Source organism: Arthrobacter sp. RT-1 (assembly GCF_003367205.1).
Lineage (GTDB): Bacteria > Actinomycetota > Actinomycetes > Actinomycetales > Micrococcaceae > Arthrobacter.
On record NZ_QRGQ01000038.1, the window covers coordinates 431 to 15,389 of the forward strand.

Here is a 14,959-nt window from a genome sequence, read left to right on the forward strand (position 1 = left end):
TACATGGTTGGGGCCTCCCGCATTTAAACAACACCCCAACAAGCCCGGGATGCTATATCAGATAACGCACCCAACCGACCCGGATGGCAACGACAACTGACAGAGCAACGAGGGAGCGGGGACGGTTTGTGCGTGGGTCGGTGTGGCAACGGGCAGGTCTTCTGTCCGGCAGAATGGTGCAGTGACTGGGCGTAGAACTGCTGAAAACCGTAAGTCGAAGTTGTCGCTGGGGCAGGTGCTGAACCTCGTTGTGACGGTGCTGGTCCTCTGCCTGGGGCCCGCGATGATCGTGTTCGGGCAGCACCTTATCAACATCGACGAAGAATTGGCCCGAACCGGCACCCACACAACGGGGACCATCGTTGAATTCGACGACGTCACCAAGGCTTCCGAGCGCGACATTGAGGTGGAATTCATGTCCCTGGACGGGACGTACCACGTTACCTGGGCAGCCGTAGACCATGACCAGCACCCCGAGGTCGGCGCGTACGTCACAGTGGTCTACCGGGAAGCGGATCCCAGCCACGCGATAGTGCTCGGCTACGAAAGCGACGGAGTGTGGTTCCGCGGAGCCGGCACTCTCATAACCGCCCTTTTCGTCATGATTGGCGTGATCGTGGCAATTTCCGTTGCTGTGGGCAGAAGCAAACGCGGGAAGAATGCGGCTGTTGACAGCATGCCCGTTGTGTAATTGCAATTGTTAAGCCGAAACTGCGCAGCCCGGACAGTTTCCTCAAGGCCTGATCAAGAGCTGCTCAATCTTAGGCGAGGATCACGGTAATCGTGCGTTAACCCCAAAAAAGAGAAATAGGCTCGTCGACGACACATTTGCCGGGCTAAGCAGAAGGCCCGGCAAATTGCCGGGCCTTTTTTGTGGGCCCACTTAATTGGGGAAAGAATGTCCGAATACGAGGCCCTTTTGGGTCCAGCACCATCCGTTCCGTCGCCGAAGCCGCCGCGTAAACCGGGCGCCTCCACGTTTATCGTCGCCGGCATCACCGCACTCTTTATGCTGTTGGGCGCGCTGAGCAGCGGGATTGGGCTCGCACTGGTCTTTGCGGCCATCTCGGCGGCCCTTACCGGGCTTTATGTCCTGCTCACCGGACGCCGATCCTGGGCGTGGCTTCCCGCCAAGCGGAAGGCGGGCGCCGTTGCCCTCGCCACCGCTTTCGTGCTTTTCATCGCCGGTGGACTCGCCCTCCCTCGTGTGTCGACGCAGGACCTCGAGGCAGCCGCATCTGACACCGCCGCGACAGCCGCATTCTCAAAGGCGAGCCCATCAGCCACAGCCGGCGCAACGCCGTCGTCCACTCCTACCGCACAGGAAACGGGTGCCCCGCTGGATCCCGAGACGCCCTCCCTGGTGGCGCAGGGTGTCTCCGTGACGTCGCCCAACTCGCAGCCAGCCTACGCAACCAAGGCGCTGGATCTGCTGGCCACACTTCCCATCAAGGGACGCGCGCCGAAGACGGGATATGACCGCGCGCTGTTCGGCCAGGCGTGGGCGGACGTTGACCGCAACGGCTGCGACACCCGCAACGACACCCTCAAACGCGACCTGACGGGAATCACGTTCACCAACAGCGTCCCGTGCAAGGTGCAGTCCGGTATGCTGGCGGACCCCTACACGGGCACGAACATCAGCTTCCTGCGGGGGACCGCAACCAGCTCGGCTGTCCAGATCGACCACGTGGTCGCCCTGAGCGACGCCTGGCAGAAGGGCGCACAGCAGCTGACCACTGACCAGCGGACAGCGTTCGCCAACGATCCGCTGAACCTTCAGGCGACCGACGGGCCGACCAACATGAAAAAGGGCGACGGCGACGCCGCCACCTGGCTGCCGCCGAACAAGGGCTTCCGGTGCGAATACGTCGCCCGGCAGATTTCCGTGAAGGCGACCTACGGGTTGTGGGTGACCCAGGCAGAGCACGACGCCATGGCACGCATCCTCGCTGACTGCAGCGGACAGCTCGCGCCGACGACTTCCCAGGCTCCTGTGGCCTCACCGGCACCTGTGGCACCTGAGCCGGCACCCGCCGCTGTTGCACCTGCTCCTGCTGTCCAGGCTCCGGCCCCGGTTGCTCCTGCACCCGCAGCACCCGCCCCGGCACCTGCAGCCCCTGCTCCCGCCCCCGTGGCACCTGCCCCGGCGCCTGCAGCCCCGGCGCCCGCACCGGCGGCTGCCTACTACGCGAACTGTGCCGCGGCGAAGGCTGCCGGCGCCGCTCCGCTGTATGCCGGACAGGGTGGCTACCGGCCCGCGCTTGACAGGGACTCGGACGGCGTGGCCTGCGAATAGGCGCTCTCTTTACCCGGGTTTCGCACCCATCCGCATCACCCACACAAACATTCCCAGGGGGAAAAATGACACTCAATCCGCAGGCTCCGGGAGGAGCCCTGAAGAAGACGCTGGCAGTGGTTGTGCTCGCTGGCTTGATGCTCACAGGCTGCAGCAGCAAGCAGGAGGCAACGGAACCGGCGTCGGCGGCAACTGCTGTGGCCACCACGGCTGCGGCAAAGGTTGGCGTTCCCGGTGTCGTGGGCCTGACCCTCGATAAGGCGACGGAGCAGCTGGAAGACCTCGGGTTTGAGGTCGAGGCGAAAGACATTGTGGACGGCAAGTCGATCGTCAAGAAGAGCAACTGGCAGGTAATCTCCCAGGACCCGGCTGAGAATACCCAGGCGGAAGAGGGCTCCACCGTGAAACTCGGGGTCAAGTCCCTCGAACTGATCGAGGCCGAGAAGGTTGCCGCCGAAAAGGCCGCTGCAGAAAAGGTTGCCGCCGAACTGGCCGCGGCTCAAAAGGCAGCAGCCGAAAAGGCTGCTGCGGAAGCGGCCGCTGCCGCACAGGCCGCGGCGGAGCAGGCTGCACGGGATGCCGCAGCCCGCAAGGCCGTACCGGCACCGGCCGCTCCTGCTGCACCCGCCCCGGCACCGGCTCCCGCGGTTCCCGCGGCTCCGGCTGCCCCCGCTCCGGCCGCCGTCTACTACGCGAACTGCACTGCTGCGCGCGCTGCCGGCGCGGCACCTGTCTACGCAGGTTCACCCGGTTACGGGAAGCACCTGGACCGCGATGGGGACGGCATCGGCTGCGACAAGTAAGGCAAACCAGGAATGCCGCGGACACCAGCGAAGGTGTCCGCGGCATTTCGTCGTTAAAGCCCGTTCCGGACAACCGCTCCCTGCGCCACAACAACCCGGACCTGCTCAAGTGCGGACGCACTGGCCAGCGGATCCGCGTCCACCACAATCGCGTCGGCGAAGCCGCCTCGGACCAGCCGGCCGGCGTCGTTGCCCAGCCCGAGCAGCCGCGCCGCGTGGACGGTGGCTGACTGCAACGCCTCCAGCGGGGACAGGCCGGCTTCGGCGAGCAGGCGGGCTTCGGTGCCGATCGGGGTGACGTCCGTTCCGAAGGAGTCGGTGCCGGCCACGATGGTCACGCCGGCCTCCTTTGCTGCCCGCACCGCGGCCTGCAGGATGGGGGCGTATTCCTTGCCGCGCGCTGCGAGGACGGGGTTCGGGGAAGCCGCCATGCTGGTGATCGCGTCCATGGTGGGCGTGAAATAGGTCCCCCGGCGCACCATCTCCGCGATGGTGCCCTCGGAGACGAAGACGCCGTGTTCGATGCTGCGCACCCCGGCGCGGACGGCGCCGTCGATCCCCTCCGCGCTGTAGGCGTGGCAGAGCACGCCCGCGCCCCTGGCCGCCTTCACAACAGCGGACAGCTGCTCCTGGTTGTAAACCAGTTCGCGCGGGTCCTGCTCCGGGATGCCCGCACGCGGGTTGGCGCGGGTCTTGATGACCTGGGCGCCGCGCGAAAGGTTCACGCGGGTGAGGTACGCCAGGTCAGCAGTTTCCCGGACGCCGGTGGGAAGGGTGGCCAGCGGGGCGAGGTCCGGATCGGCAAGGAGCGAGTCGCCGAGGTCCGGGGAGATAAACAGCCCGGCAGGCGTCATGCGCGGGGAAACACCGGGCGCCCAGGCCGGCAGTGCTGCCAGCGCCACGTCCTGGTAGAAGCTGCTGGATCCGCTCCGGACGCTGGTGGCGCCGCCCTGCAGGATGGCCCGCGCGTCGGCAAGCGCGTTCGCGTGGACGTGGACGTCCACAAGACCAGGCAGCACCCACCTGCCGGACGCGTTCAGGACACGGGCACGGCCGGCGACGGCGGCAACGGCCTCGCGTGTCTCGTCGCGCGTTCCGACGGCGGCCACCTTGCCGCCGTCGAGCACCAGGACGCCGTCCTCGATGGCACCGCCGGTCTGGGGATCCACGATGGTGCCGCCTTCGATAATCACCGGTGGATGGGTCAGCGGACTGCCGTGGTAGTTCGGGCCTGATGAGGGCTTCTCGCCGGCCTGCGCCGCGGATGCGCCGCCGAGCTGCGCGGCGATGCTGGCCACGGAGATTCCGGCGAGCGCCGCGGCTCCGGCGAGGATGCCACGGCGCGGGAGGCTGGCCGCCGGCGTAGGGGCAGAGCTGTGGTCATGAAGGCACATCATTGTCTCCTTGGGGATGGCGCCCGGCGGGGAAACGGGCTCCGTTGATGGTACTTGGTATTCCAAGGGTGGAACAACCCCTACTCCGAGGTATCTCACTACACCTTTGGTATTCCAGATGGACAAACGACGACAGACGCAGGAGCGGGTGCCATGCTGAAGGTGCTGCGCATCCGCACCCAGGAGAGGGACCCGCAATGGCTGCTGAGCTGGAGGCCGTGCTTCACGATGGTTCCACCGTTCCCGTCACGGTCCACGGTCACGGTCCGGCACTGCTGCTGCCCGTCCGGCTGCAGCCGCATCCGCCCGCCGAGGCCGAGATCATCAGCAAATGGGGCGGCGAGCCGGAACTCGGACCGGCCCTCGTGAACGGTCTGTCGCCGACGAACCGGGTGATCACGGCCGACTATGAAGGCCACCGGATGGCTTACCCCGCCCCGGACACCCTCACGCCGGACAACCTGGCCGCCGACCTCCTGGCCATCGCCGACGCCGCCGGCGCGGACGCCTTTGGCTACTACGGCTACTCCTGGTTGGCACTGGCCGGCCTCCAGCTGTCCCTCCGCACCGACCGTCTCCGCGCCCTCGCCATGGGCGGATTCCCGCCGATGGACGGCCCGTACCGGAGTATGCTGGCCGTGACCCGCGCCGCGCACGCCGCGTCCACCCAAGCCCCGGATCCGGCGTCTGTGCCGGCGGCCGAGGCCGAGCCGGGGGACTGGGACTCTGCTGCCGTCCAGACCACGGAGGCCCAGACCCGCCAGTTCGTCACCCTCTACGAGGCGCTCCGGGACTTCAACGATTCGACGACGGCGGCCCCGGCTGCCTTGCCGCGCCTCGCCTTCGCCGGCGGAGACGACCAGATCGACTACAGCCCGCAGTGGGGCGGGGTGCAGGTGCGGATCGGCGCGCCGTTGGCTGAGCGCCGGGATGAACTCGTGGCTGCCGGCTGGGAGGTGCACGTCCTTCCCGGCCTCAACCACCTGAGCGCGATGCACAGTTCAGTGGTGCTGCCCATCCTGGCCGGCTGGCTCGGGAGGATCGGATGGGTTGGGCAGGCCGCCACTGGTTAGGCTGGGGGATGGACTACGTTCTTCGCCAGGCTGTTCCTGGCGACGCCGAGGCGCTGGTGGAGATGCACACGCTGGCCCACGAGGAGTGCTACCCGCACCTGTTGTCGGCTGACTTTTTCCGTGCCCGCCGGGCAGCCGTCCCGGAACGCGTGGAACGCCGTCGTCATTTTCTTGCTGATGCCGCGCCCCGGATCGTCGCCGAGGACGCTACTGGCGCTGTGGTGGGATTTGCCGACGCCGGTCCGGGCCGTGACGAGGACGGTCCCGTGCCGCTGGAGCTGTACTCGATCTACACGCTGCGGCGGACGCACGGCACGGGGCTTGGGGCAGCGCTGCTGGCAGCCGCCGTGGGGGAGCAACCGGCGTACTTGTGGGTGCTGGAGAACAACCCCCGCGCGCACGCTTTCTACCGCAAGAACGGCTTCCGGCCTGACGGAAGGAGCGCGCTGTTGCCGCCGGAATGGGAAAGCCTGCCAGAGATCCGCATGGTTCGCGCGCGACCGGCTACTGGCCCGAAGTGACCTTCCGCCAGCCGCCGGCACGGTTGGTGGCGATGATCGCCCTGAAAATGTCGCCCAAAGCCTGCCCGTTGATGGGCTCCCCTTCCCTGACGGCTACGGTGCGGCCGGTCTTGTTACCGTGCCCTCCGGTGATGATGCCCTGCGGGTCCGGGGAGAGCCCGCCGTCGTACAGGAAAACGTTCACATGGTCCTTGGCCGCGAGGAGCGCACAAACGTTGCCTTCCAGGACGAAGTAGGGCTGGACGGTCCGCTTGATGGTCTCCTCAACGTCGGGGTCGGCCGCGTGGACGAGGTCCCGCACCTGGTGGCAGATGTCCTGCTGCCACGGCGGAAGGGCATCAATGTACTGGTCCACTCGGGGGTCCTTCCGGTAGCTCATGAGATCATTGTTCACCTTCCGCAGCCCCGCCGTCCCTCAACGAAAAACGGCGCGCATAGGATGGCGCCATGGTTCCCGCTCGGATGTGAACCAAAAGATGGCCCTAAGGAGCTCATGATGAAGTCGAATGATCTGCTGCTGGACGCCTTCGGCAGGATCCGGGAAACGGTGGAAGCGGTCCTTGAAGGGCTCGACGACGGATCCCTCACCGACAGGCCGGCGGGCACCGGCAACTCGATTGCATGGCTGATCTGGCACCTGGGCCGGGTGGAGGACGCGCAGGTGGCGGACGCGGCCGGCCTCGAACAGGTCTGGACCGCGCAGGATTTCGTGGGCCGCTTCGGTCTTCCGTTGTCCCGGAAGGATACCGGCTACGGCCATTCGAGCGACCAGGTGGACGCCGTGCAGGCGCCGGCGGGCCTGCTGCTGGAGTACTACGACGCGGTCCACCGGCAGACCGTGGGGTTCCTGAAAACACTCGAGGGCGGAGATCTGGACCGCGTGGTGGACACCCGCTGGGACCCGCCCGTCACCCTCGGCGTACGCCTGGTCAGCATCCTCGCGGACTGCCTCCAGCACGTGGGCCAGGCTGCCTACGCCAAGGGTTTGAACGGGTCGCACAGCCACTAAGAATCGCCTATTTCCGTAGCCGCATTTCGGTTCCATAATGGGCCCATAAGCTTCGGGGACTCTTTCGCGCCGATGAAGGCTGGCGTTGCGCAGCAGGGTCCCAGGTGGCCAACCCGGCTTATGGCGGAAAGGGTTGCCACGCGGCCCCGGAGTAGGGATATTCCGGGAACGTCACAGGGGAGAGCATCGCCGCCGACGCGAACAATGCACAAAGGAATTCATCATGCTCAAGGATTCTGCAGTCATGGCCGTCCTCGCTGCGAAGGACATCAACAGGGCGAAGGAATTTTATCGGGACAAGCTCGGCCTTGAATCTTCAGAGGCCATGGAGGAGTACAGCCTCCTGTACCGCTGCGGCAACGGAACGAGTTTCCTCATCTACCAGACCGATAATGCGGGTTCGGCGAAGAACACGCAGATGGGCTGGGAATCGGACAACATCGAACGCGACATGGAGGAACTGCGGGGCAGGGGAGTGGTCTTCGAGGACTACGACATGCCCGGGCTGAAGACGGAGAACGGCCTTGCCACGGATGACTGGGGCAAATCGGCCTGGTTCCTGGACAGCGAGGGCAACATCCTTAACCTCTCCCAGCGCACACAGTAGCCAGTTGACGGGATAGCCACCGACCACGGGCCGCCCTGCGCTGAAGCAGCAGCGGCCCGCGTGGGTGTGCGGAAGGAACGTGTCAATGAACCTCGACGAACTGGTCTTCCACCCGTGGGCTGTCCAGGGTCCACGCGATGTCCCCACCCTGGTGGGCGGATCCGGGAGCCATGTCACCGACGTCAGCGGCAGGCGCTACCTGGACTTCAGCTCCCAGCTGGTATTCACCAACCTCGGCCACCAGCATCCGAAGATTGTCGCCGCCATCAAGGAGCAGGCCGACCGGCTGTGCACGCTCGCACCCGGGAACGCGTCCGACATCCGGGGCGAGGCGGCGCGTCTGATTGTGGAGGTCGCGCCCGAGGGGCTCGGGCACGTCCTGTTCACCACCGGCGGCACGGAGGCGATCGAGCACGCCGTCCGGATGGCGCGTCTCTTCACCGGCCGGCCGAAAGTCCTTTCCGCGTACCGCTCGTACCATGGCTCCACCACCACATCCATCCATCTCACCGGAGATCCCCGCCGCTGGATCTCGGACACCGGCACAGCGGGTGCCGTGCACTTCTTTGGACCCTTCCTGTACCGGACGGCATTCGGATCAAGCACCGCAGACGAAGAGTGTGAGCGGGCCCTCGCGCACCTGGAGCAGGTGATCCTCCTGGAAGGCCCGTCCACTATCGCAGGGCTGGTCCTGGAATCCGTGACCGGCAGCTCGGGCGTCATCGTGCCGCCGGCCGGCTACCTGCGCGGGGTCCGCGAACTGTGCAGCCGGCACGGCATCGTCTACATAGCCGACGAGGTGATGGTGGGCTTTGGCCGCACGGGAGCCTGGTTCGGCGTCGACCACGACGGCGTGGCACCGGACCTGCTGGTGTTCGCCAAGGGTGTGAACTCGGGCTACGTGCCGTTGGGCGGAGTCCTGATTGGTGATGCGATCTATGAGATGTTCACCCAGCGCCCCTACCCGGCCGGCCTGACGTACAGCGGCCACCCGCTCGCCTGCGCGGCAGCCGTCGGCGCCATCAACGCCATGCATGAAGAGGCAACCGTGGAAGCAGCGGCCCGCCTCGGCACAGACATTCTCGGGCCAGGACTGAAGGAGCTGGCCGGCACGCACGAGGTGATCGGGGACGTCCGCGGCATCGGCGGCCTGTGGAGCATGGAACTGGTCCGCGACCGAACCACCAAGGAACCGCTCGTGCCGCCGGGAGCCGTCGGTGCGTCGAACGCGCCGATGGCCTCTTTCGCCAAGGCATGCCTGGAGCGTGGCCTGTTGCCGTTGATCATGGGCAACCGGATCCATGTGGCCCCGCCCCTCAACGTGAGCGACGCTGACGCCGCCTCGGGACTGGCGATCCTGGACGACGCACTTGCGGCGGCAAACTTTTGAGGGACCTGCCCGGTCCCTGCCTGGACATCGGTCAGTGTTCGGACATTTGGGGCATCAGCCCGAGCTGCGCCAGGAACTCCACCTGGTCGAAGTAGAAGTGGTGGGAGGTGATCCCGGCGCCCTCCACCGTGGCCACGTCGCAGCTCCTGATCCGAAGCTGCCGGCCGGTGGCGGGCAGGGTTTCGCCGGAGGGCATGCGCAGGGGCCCGGTGTTGGTGCCCACCACAAACCCCTCGTCGATGGCCACGTTGCCTGCCTCGTGCTTTTCCGCATGCTCGTACCGGACATCCGGCATGGCTTCCCAAAAGCCAAAAAGGTACCCGGCGATGGCATCACGGCCGCGGAGTTCCCCCTGGTCAGGGGTGTAGGCCACAGCGCCGGGGGCGTAGCAGCGTGCCAGCGTTTCCTTGTCTTTTGATCCCATGGCCGCCATCAGGCGGTCCATCACGTCGCGGGCCTGTCCCATTGTTGACCTCCAATACTCCTTCAAAACGGCAGCGCGATCAGCGCTATCAGGGCCGGCACCGTGGCACCCAGGGTTCCCGGGATGCTGTCGCCCTTTTTCGGGTAATGGCCCAGCATGTCCGCCAGGAGCATGGCGGGCGCGGTGAGCACCATGTTCGCGCAGCAGTAGATCACCAGGGTGTAGCCCGCCACCAGGTAGCCCATGTTCACCGCCACCACTCCGGCCAGGACTCCCAGGCCGATCACCAGGTTGCGGAACCCGGTGGGGATGGCCCACATCATCACGGCCGGCACGTTCTGCGGCGGGGTGCTCAGGAACTTCTGCGCCGCCGGGCGGTGCATCAGGAAACTTTCCAGCGGGAACACCACGATGTAGATCAGGGCGGCCAGTACCGCGAAAACCTGGGATACGGCGTTCATGAGGGAAGAGTACGACGGCGGTGCGCGCCGGCCCCATCCCCCACAAGGGGGTTCCGGGGTGCTTGAAGAACCCCCACTTTGGGGGATTGCGGCGCCGCCCCCTGGGCGGATACTGGAGCTATGTGGGAGGAGCGCGCCGAGCGTGCCCGGCGGGAGATCGCCGCCTTCGCCGCGGGCGGGATGAACCTGGCCGACCTTTACCCGTCGGCGCTCGCCGTCGTGCAGCGGGAGGTGCCGTTCGAGCAGGGCTGCTGGGCCGCCGTCGACCCCGACTCCATGGTGATGACGTCCATCACCAACTACCGGCCATGGCCGGTCGGCAAGGACGAATATGAGGAGTACAGCCTCCGCTTCGCCGAATGCGAATACACGGGCCAGGAACCGAACACGTTCGCTGAGCTGCTGCGGCGGCAGCGCCCGATTGCGAGGATCTCGGACGCCGCGCACCGGGACGTGGTCCGCAGCGTCCGGATCAACGAGCTCTTGAAGCCGCAGGGGCTGGACCACGAACTGCGCGCCGCCTTCCGGATCGACGACGCGTGCTGGGGAGTGGGCAGCATCTTCCGGGCCGGCGGCAAGGACTTCACCGACCGGGAGGTGGAATTCCTGGAGGCCGTGACGGCCACCCTGGCCGCGGCGACCAGGATCGCCGTCCGCACGGGGCACCCGGCCCGCCCCGCCGCCGTCGGGCCCGTAATTGTGATCGCCGGGCTGCACGGTGAGCTGCGGGCTGCCACGCCCGCCGCGGCTGCCTGGCTGACCGAAGTGGAGGACGCGGCACCGGGCCGCTTCACCATGACGCTGCACTCGGTAGTGGCTCAGGCCCACGCTTCCGTTTCCGGCACGGCGCGGGCCAGGATGCGTGACGCCGGGGAGAACTGGGTGGTGCTGCAGGCCAGCCGCCTGATTACCGGCGACGACCCCGAACAGATGGTGGTCACCGTGGAGCCGGCCACCACGCAGGACCTGGCCACCCTGCTGCTGGCGGCCTATGGGGTGACGGCCCGCGAGCGGGACGTGTGCCTGGAGGTGCTGTCCGGAAACGCGACGGCGGACATCGCCCGCCACCTGTTCATCTCCCCGCACACGGTGCACGACCATCTGAAGTCACTCTTCGGGAAGGTGGGTGTGGGCAGCCGCGGCGAGCTCGTGGCAAGGCTGGTGGCGTGACCGGTTGAGGCTAGGCGGCCCTGCGCGCGCTGGCCGGAAGATGCCGGACCGGGTCAAACCGGTCGTAGGATGACGCGCCGATCAGGAAGATGCCGCGCTGCGGGATCCAGAAATCGCCCAGCCCGGTCTGGATGCGCAGGGGCTGCGGGCTGCCGAAATCCTCGCCGTCAAGGGACGCCGAACTGCCGGACACAAACCACATCCGGCGTGGTTTGGCGCGGAAGCCCTGCCGGTTGGGCACGGTGCCCGTCAGCCCGAGCCGACCCGCCCTCAGCGCAGGTCCTGCTGCGGCGCCCATGACCCGCAGGAAAGGAGGGCTTTCCAGGAGCGGTGCGGGCAGTGCGCTCATCACCGCCGTCATGGCGCGGGTCACGGGAGTGGGCGTCAGCTCGAGGTCCCATGCCAGGTCCACATCCCCGCCTACAGTGACGCTGAAGGCGGCGTCGCCCGTCCAGGTGACATCAACAGGGCATTGGACTGCCTCATCCAGGGCCGCGCCAAAGTAGCGGGCGCAGGAGAGCTCGGGCGGGGCGTCGGCGTAAATGGTCCAGGCGCCGGTGGGGCGCCGCAGCCACAACGAGGTGTAGCCGGGCCCAACGCTGGTCACGGGGAACCGCCGCATGGCCAGGACGTGGCCGGAGCTGAAGGGCAGGCCCATCACGCCGTAGCCGGAAAACCGTTCGTCCTCACCGGGCCCAAGTTCAGCGCTTTGTTCTGCTTCAAGGACCTGCGCCCGGATGCTCTTCATGGCTTCCCGCCTCTGCCGTCAGTGGTGCGCTGAGTCTACGCCCGGTGGCCATTCCCCGGGAGTCACGGGGACCGGGCAGTGCGGAGCCACCCATACAACACCGCCCCGGCTCCGAAGACTATGTGAACCAGGCGGATTGCGTGAAAGGACCACACCCGCATGACCGAAAAACGCCGCAAGGCGCTCATCAGCATTCCCATCGCGGTGGTGGCCGCGGTCCTCATCGCCCTCGCGGGGAGCCAGGGCGGCTCCACCGTGGGCGGTTTCCCCGTGTTCGCACTGGGTGTGGCCGCCGCCTTCGTGATCCAGTGGCTCGTGTTCATTCCCTCCTACAAGGCGCAGACGGAGAAGTTTTACGACCTCACCGGCGCCCTGACGTACATCACCATTACGGTGTTCCTGGTGCTGGCTTCGCCCGGCGTGGACGCGCGCGGCATGCTGCTGGCGGCGATGGTGGTGTTGTGGGCTGCGCGGCTGGGCGGCTACCTTTTCCAGCGGGTGATGAAGCATGGCAAGGACGACCGGTTTGATGAGCTCAAGAAGGACTTTGCCCGGTTCCTGAACACCTGGACCCTGCAGGGGCTGTGGGTGGTGCTCACCGCGGCGCTGGCATGGGTGGCCATCACCTCGGACCGGAAGGTGGGCCTGGACGGGTTCTTCTGGGCGGGCCTGCTGGTCTGGGCGCTGGGGATCACAATTGAGACCGTGGCGGACGTCCAGAAAACCCGTTTCAAGGCCGACCCCGGCAACAAGGGCCGCTTCATCAGCACCGGCCTCTGGTCCAGGTCCCGGCATCCCAACTACTTCGGCGAGATCACGCTGTGGGTGGGCGTGGCCATCATTGCCCTGCCGGTACTGCAGGGCTGGCAGTGGCCTGCCCTGGTGTCCCCGGTGTTTGTGGCGCTGCTGCTGATCAAGGGCAGCGGCGTGCCCCCGCTGGAGGAGAAAGCGGACAGGAAGTGGGGCGGCCAGTCCGACTATGAGGCCTACAAGCAGAACACCCCGGTGCTGGTCCTGAAGCTTACGTAGCGGGCCCTGGACCAGGCGTACGACGGCGGCACCCGGCTGGGGTGCCGCCGTTTGTGTTCCAGCTGTCTGCCCCGGGCGGGTTGACCTGCTTACTCGACCGGCCACGTATGGCAGGGCATGGCAGTAGTGTCTAGTCCAGCACTCATAGTGTTGGTTACCGAGACATCACCGGGAAGGAACGGCATGCGCAGGGCAGCAGAAGCGGTCTGGCAGACCGTTCATTCTGAGAGGCGACGGCTCGCCGCGGATCTCTCCGACCTGCTCGACGAACAATGGCGCTTCCCCTCCCTCTGCCCAGGGTGGGATGTCCACGATGTCCTTGCGCACCTGGTGGACACGGCACGAACCGGCCGGCTCGCCTTCGTCCGAGACCTGCTGACGGCACGCATGGACTTCGATCGGGCGAACGAAAACGGTATTGCTAGAGAGAAACGGCAGGATCCGCGGGACACGGTCAACGCGCTCGTGGAAGCTGCGGAACTCACGCGGACGCCGCCGGCGAACCTCGCAACACGCCTGGTGGAGGCCATCGTGCACGGCGAGGACATTCGCCGGCCCCTGGGCATTGCCGGAAGTTACCCCGAACCTGCGGTCGTTCAGGCGCTCACATACCAGCTGCGCACCCCCGTCTCCTTCGGCGGAGGACGCGAGCGTGTCGCCGGACTTCGGCTGATCGACCGGAAGACCGGGGCGGTCTGGGGCCAGGGAGACGATGTCGAGGCCGATCCGCTTGATCTGCTGCTCGCGGTTTCCGGGCGTCGCGTGGACCGGGGGAGCTTCAAAGGCAGCGGAGCCTCCCGCTTCGTGGCCAGCTCGGCAACCGATGAATCGCGTATACGAGGAGAGGCGCCCGAAGCGCTATGACGAGATGGCAGAATGACGACCTGTGGGCGCTGGCACACGCCGAGCGCACCGCTCTGGCGCAGGACCTGGCGAACCTCAGCGCAGAGCAATGGCAGCACCCCACTCTGTGCGGGCAGTGGAACGTCGAGCAGGTCGTCGCTCACCTGAGCGCCGCGGCCAGCCTGAACCAGTGGCAGTGGCTGCGCAGCATGCTCGGCGCGCGTTTCCGTCCCGACGTGCACAACCAGCGCCGGCTGTCCGAGCACCGCGGCAAGAATCCGAAAGAGACACTCGACCGTTTCCGCGCCGTCGTCAGGAGTACCACGGCACCCTCAGGACACACCCCGGCCTACCTTGGCGAGGTCGTCGTGCACGCCCAAGACATCCGCCAGCCCCTTGGGCTTCCCCGCACACCGAGCATCGAGGCGCTGACACCCGTGGCCGAATTCTTCGCCCGGCACGACTTCACCGTTGCCAGCCGCACCCACGTGGCCGGCCTGCGGTTGCGGGCCGACGACGGGCCGTTCGCTGCGGGCACCGGCCCTCTGGTCACCGGATCGACCCTCGCTCTGGTGATGGGCATGGCTGGCCGCGAAACCTACCTTGACCAGCTCAACGGCCCAGGCGTGCCGACCCTCCGGTCGCGCCTCCAAGGCACCGCAGCCTGAACGGCCTTCTGGTAAAAATCGAGTGTTCATCGTTAGTCACGAGACACGACGCCGGCGCAGCGGGAGCTGCTCGGTACGGCAGCGATGACCTTCGGCAGCATCCTGGGGCGCCAGGTGGGTACGTTGTCCTCATGCAGAAGATGTCGATTGATGCCCTGGCCCGTCAGCAACTCCAGGCAGCAGTGTCCGGATCCAGCGGCCGCGCCTCGGACACCGTGTTCGGCGGCCACGAAAAACGGCTGCGCCAGACCGTGATGGCTTCCGCGCCGGGACCCAGCTCAGCGAGCACCTGAACCCCGGCGAGGCCACGGTCTTCGTCATCAAGGGCTCCGTCTGGCTGAAGGCGGGCGCCGAAGCCTGGCAGGGCAAGGCAGGCGACCTGCTGATCGTCCCGGACGGCATGCACAGCCTGGAGGCCGAGGAGGACTCAGCAATACTGTTCACGGCGGTGAAGCTGGACCGGTAAACGGTGGACCCTTAAACGGGGAAGGCCCGGCACCAGCTCGAAGAAGCTGGCGCC

General features: G+C 66.8%; 17 protein-coding genes and 1 pseudogene. 13 read left to right on the forward strand and 5 right to left on the reverse strand.

Features of this window, described 5'->3' with window-relative positions:
* The first annotated feature begins 181 nt into the window (after nucleotides 1–181).
* The 3 genes from DXK94_RS17875 to DXK94_RS17885 all read left to right on the forward strand — a co-directional run bounded on the left by DXK94_RS17875 (nucleotide 182) and on the right by DXK94_RS17885 (nucleotide 3,102).
* A complete protein-coding gene (locus DXK94_RS17875; RefSeq protein ID WP_258868601.1) occupies nucleotides 182–691 on the forward strand; it encodes a DUF3592 domain-containing protein in 510 nt (169 codons plus the stop codon).
* Between the two features lie 207 nt (nucleotides 692–898).
* Nucleotides 899–2,299 carry a DUF1524 domain-containing protein gene (locus DXK94_RS17880; RefSeq protein WP_181884872.1) on the forward strand — a complete coding sequence of 467 codons (1,401 nt, stop codon included), beginning with the start codon at nucleotides 899–901 and terminating at the stop codon, nucleotides 2,297–2,299.
* A 65-nt stretch (nucleotides 2,300–2,364) separates the two neighbouring features.
* Nucleotides 2,365–3,102, forward strand: coding sequence for an excalibur calcium-binding domain-containing protein (locus DXK94_RS17885; protein WP_258868602.1), 738 nt, complete (start codon nucleotides 2,365–2,367; stop codon nucleotides 3,100–3,102).
* A 53-nt stretch (nucleotides 3,103–3,155) separates the two neighbouring features.
* Here DXK94_RS17885 and DXK94_RS17890 read toward each other — a convergent pair whose 3' ends face one another.
* Nucleotides 3,156–4,499: an amidohydrolase family protein gene (locus DXK94_RS17890; RefSeq protein ID WP_258868603.1), complete on the reverse strand. Its 1,344-nt coding sequence runs from the start codon at nucleotides 4,497–4,499 to the stop codon at nucleotides 3,156–3,158.
* Nucleotides 4,500–4,693: 194 nt separating this feature from the next.
* Between DXK94_RS17890 and DXK94_RS17895 the strand changes: the two genes are divergently transcribed.
* Both DXK94_RS17895 and DXK94_RS17900 read left to right on the forward strand, forming a co-directional pair.
* Complete coding sequence (locus tag DXK94_RS17895) at nucleotides 4,694–5,569, forward strand: alpha/beta hydrolase (RefSeq protein ID WP_115525960.1); 876 nt, start codon at nucleotides 4,694–4,696, stop codon at nucleotides 5,567–5,569.
* Nucleotides 5,570–5,577: 8 nt separating this feature from the next.
* The gene (locus DXK94_RS17900; protein ID WP_115525961.1) at nucleotides 5,578–6,090 is read left to right on the forward strand and encodes a GNAT family N-acetyltransferase; all 513 of its coding nucleotides are present in this window, start codon (nucleotides 5,578–5,580) and stop codon (nucleotides 6,088–6,090) included.
* Here DXK94_RS17900 and DXK94_RS17905 read toward each other — a convergent pair.
* Nucleotides 6,074–6,469, reverse strand: a complete 396-nt coding sequence (locus DXK94_RS17905; protein ID WP_115525962.1) for a DUF1801 domain-containing protein — start codon at nucleotides 6,467–6,469, stop codon at nucleotides 6,074–6,076. The two genes, DXK94_RS17900 and DXK94_RS17905, sit on opposite strands and share 17 nt — an antisense overlap.
* Nucleotides 6,470–6,586: 117 nt before the next feature.
* On the opposite strand from DXK94_RS17905, the gene DXK94_RS17910 reads away from it, so the two are divergent.
* The 3 genes from DXK94_RS17910 to DXK94_RS17920 all read left to right on the forward strand — a co-directional run bounded on the left by DXK94_RS17910 (nucleotide 6,587) and on the right by DXK94_RS17920 (nucleotide 9,096).
* Entirely contained in the window at nucleotides 6,587–7,099 is a 513-nt protein-coding gene (locus tag DXK94_RS17910) for a mycothiol transferase (protein ID WP_115526005.1), read from the forward strand.
* A gap of 223 nt (nucleotides 7,100–7,322) precedes the next feature.
* Nucleotides 7,323–7,706 carry a VOC family protein gene (locus DXK94_RS17915; protein WP_079598505.1) on the forward strand — a complete coding sequence of 128 codons (384 nt, stop codon included), beginning with the start codon at nucleotides 7,323–7,325 and terminating at the stop codon, nucleotides 7,704–7,706.
* 85 nt (nucleotides 7,707–7,791) lie between these two features.
* Entirely contained in the window at nucleotides 7,792–9,096 is a 1,305-nt protein-coding gene (locus DXK94_RS17920; protein ID WP_115525963.1) for an aspartate aminotransferase family protein, read from the forward strand.
* A 31-nt stretch (nucleotides 9,097–9,127) separates the two neighbouring features.
* Here DXK94_RS17920 and DXK94_RS17925 read toward each other — a convergent pair whose 3' ends face one another.
* Nucleotides 9,128–9,562 (reverse strand): nuclear transport factor 2 family protein, encoded by a 435-nt coding sequence (locus DXK94_RS17925; RefSeq protein WP_115525964.1) that lies wholly within the window; start codon nucleotides 9,560–9,562, stop codon nucleotides 9,128–9,130.
* Between the two features lie 20 nt (nucleotides 9,563–9,582).
* Nucleotides 9,583–9,981, reverse strand: a complete 399-nt coding sequence (locus DXK94_RS17930; protein ID WP_079598502.1) for a DUF1304 domain-containing protein — start codon at nucleotides 9,979–9,981, stop codon at nucleotides 9,583–9,585.
* Between the two features lie 120 nt (nucleotides 9,982–10,101).
* Between DXK94_RS17930 and DXK94_RS17935 the strand changes: the two genes are divergently transcribed.
* Entirely contained in the window at nucleotides 10,102–11,151 is a 1,050-nt protein-coding gene (locus tag DXK94_RS17935; protein WP_115525965.1) for a helix-turn-helix transcriptional regulator, read from the forward strand.
* A gap of 10 nt (nucleotides 11,152–11,161) precedes the next feature.
* On the opposite strand, the gene DXK94_RS17940 is transcribed toward DXK94_RS17935, so the two are convergent.
* Nucleotides 11,162–11,899 (reverse strand): hypothetical protein, encoded by a 738-nt coding sequence (locus DXK94_RS17940; protein ID WP_115525966.1) that lies wholly within the window; start codon nucleotides 11,897–11,899, stop codon nucleotides 11,162–11,164.
* Between the two features lie 159 nt (nucleotides 11,900–12,058).
* Between DXK94_RS17940 and DXK94_RS17945 the strand changes: the two genes are divergently transcribed.
* The 4 genes and pseudogenes from DXK94_RS17945 (at nucleotide 12,059) to DXK94_RS17960 (ending at nucleotide 14,905) form a co-directional block, all read left to right on the forward strand.
* The gene (locus DXK94_RS17945; RefSeq protein ID WP_115525967.1) at nucleotides 12,059–12,928 is read left to right on the forward strand and encodes a DUF1295 domain-containing protein; all 870 of its coding nucleotides are present in this window, start codon (nucleotides 12,059–12,061) and stop codon (nucleotides 12,926–12,928) included.
* A gap of 183 nt (nucleotides 12,929–13,111) precedes the next feature.
* A complete protein-coding gene (locus DXK94_RS17950; protein ID WP_115525968.1) occupies nucleotides 13,112–13,792 on the forward strand; it encodes a maleylpyruvate isomerase family mycothiol-dependent enzyme in 681 nt (226 codons plus the stop codon).
* Nucleotides 13,789–14,439 carry a maleylpyruvate isomerase family mycothiol-dependent enzyme gene (locus DXK94_RS17955; protein ID WP_115525969.1) on the forward strand — a complete coding sequence of 217 codons (651 nt, stop codon included), beginning with the start codon at nucleotides 13,789–13,791 and terminating at the stop codon, nucleotides 14,437–14,439. Before DXK94_RS17950 ends, DXK94_RS17955 begins: the two co-directional genes overlap by 4 nt.
* Before the next feature lie 131 nt (nucleotides 14,440–14,570).
* A pseudogene (locus tag DXK94_RS17960) lies at nucleotides 14,571–14,905 on the forward strand (cupin domain-containing protein).
* Nucleotides 14,906–14,959 lie beyond the last annotated feature (54 nt).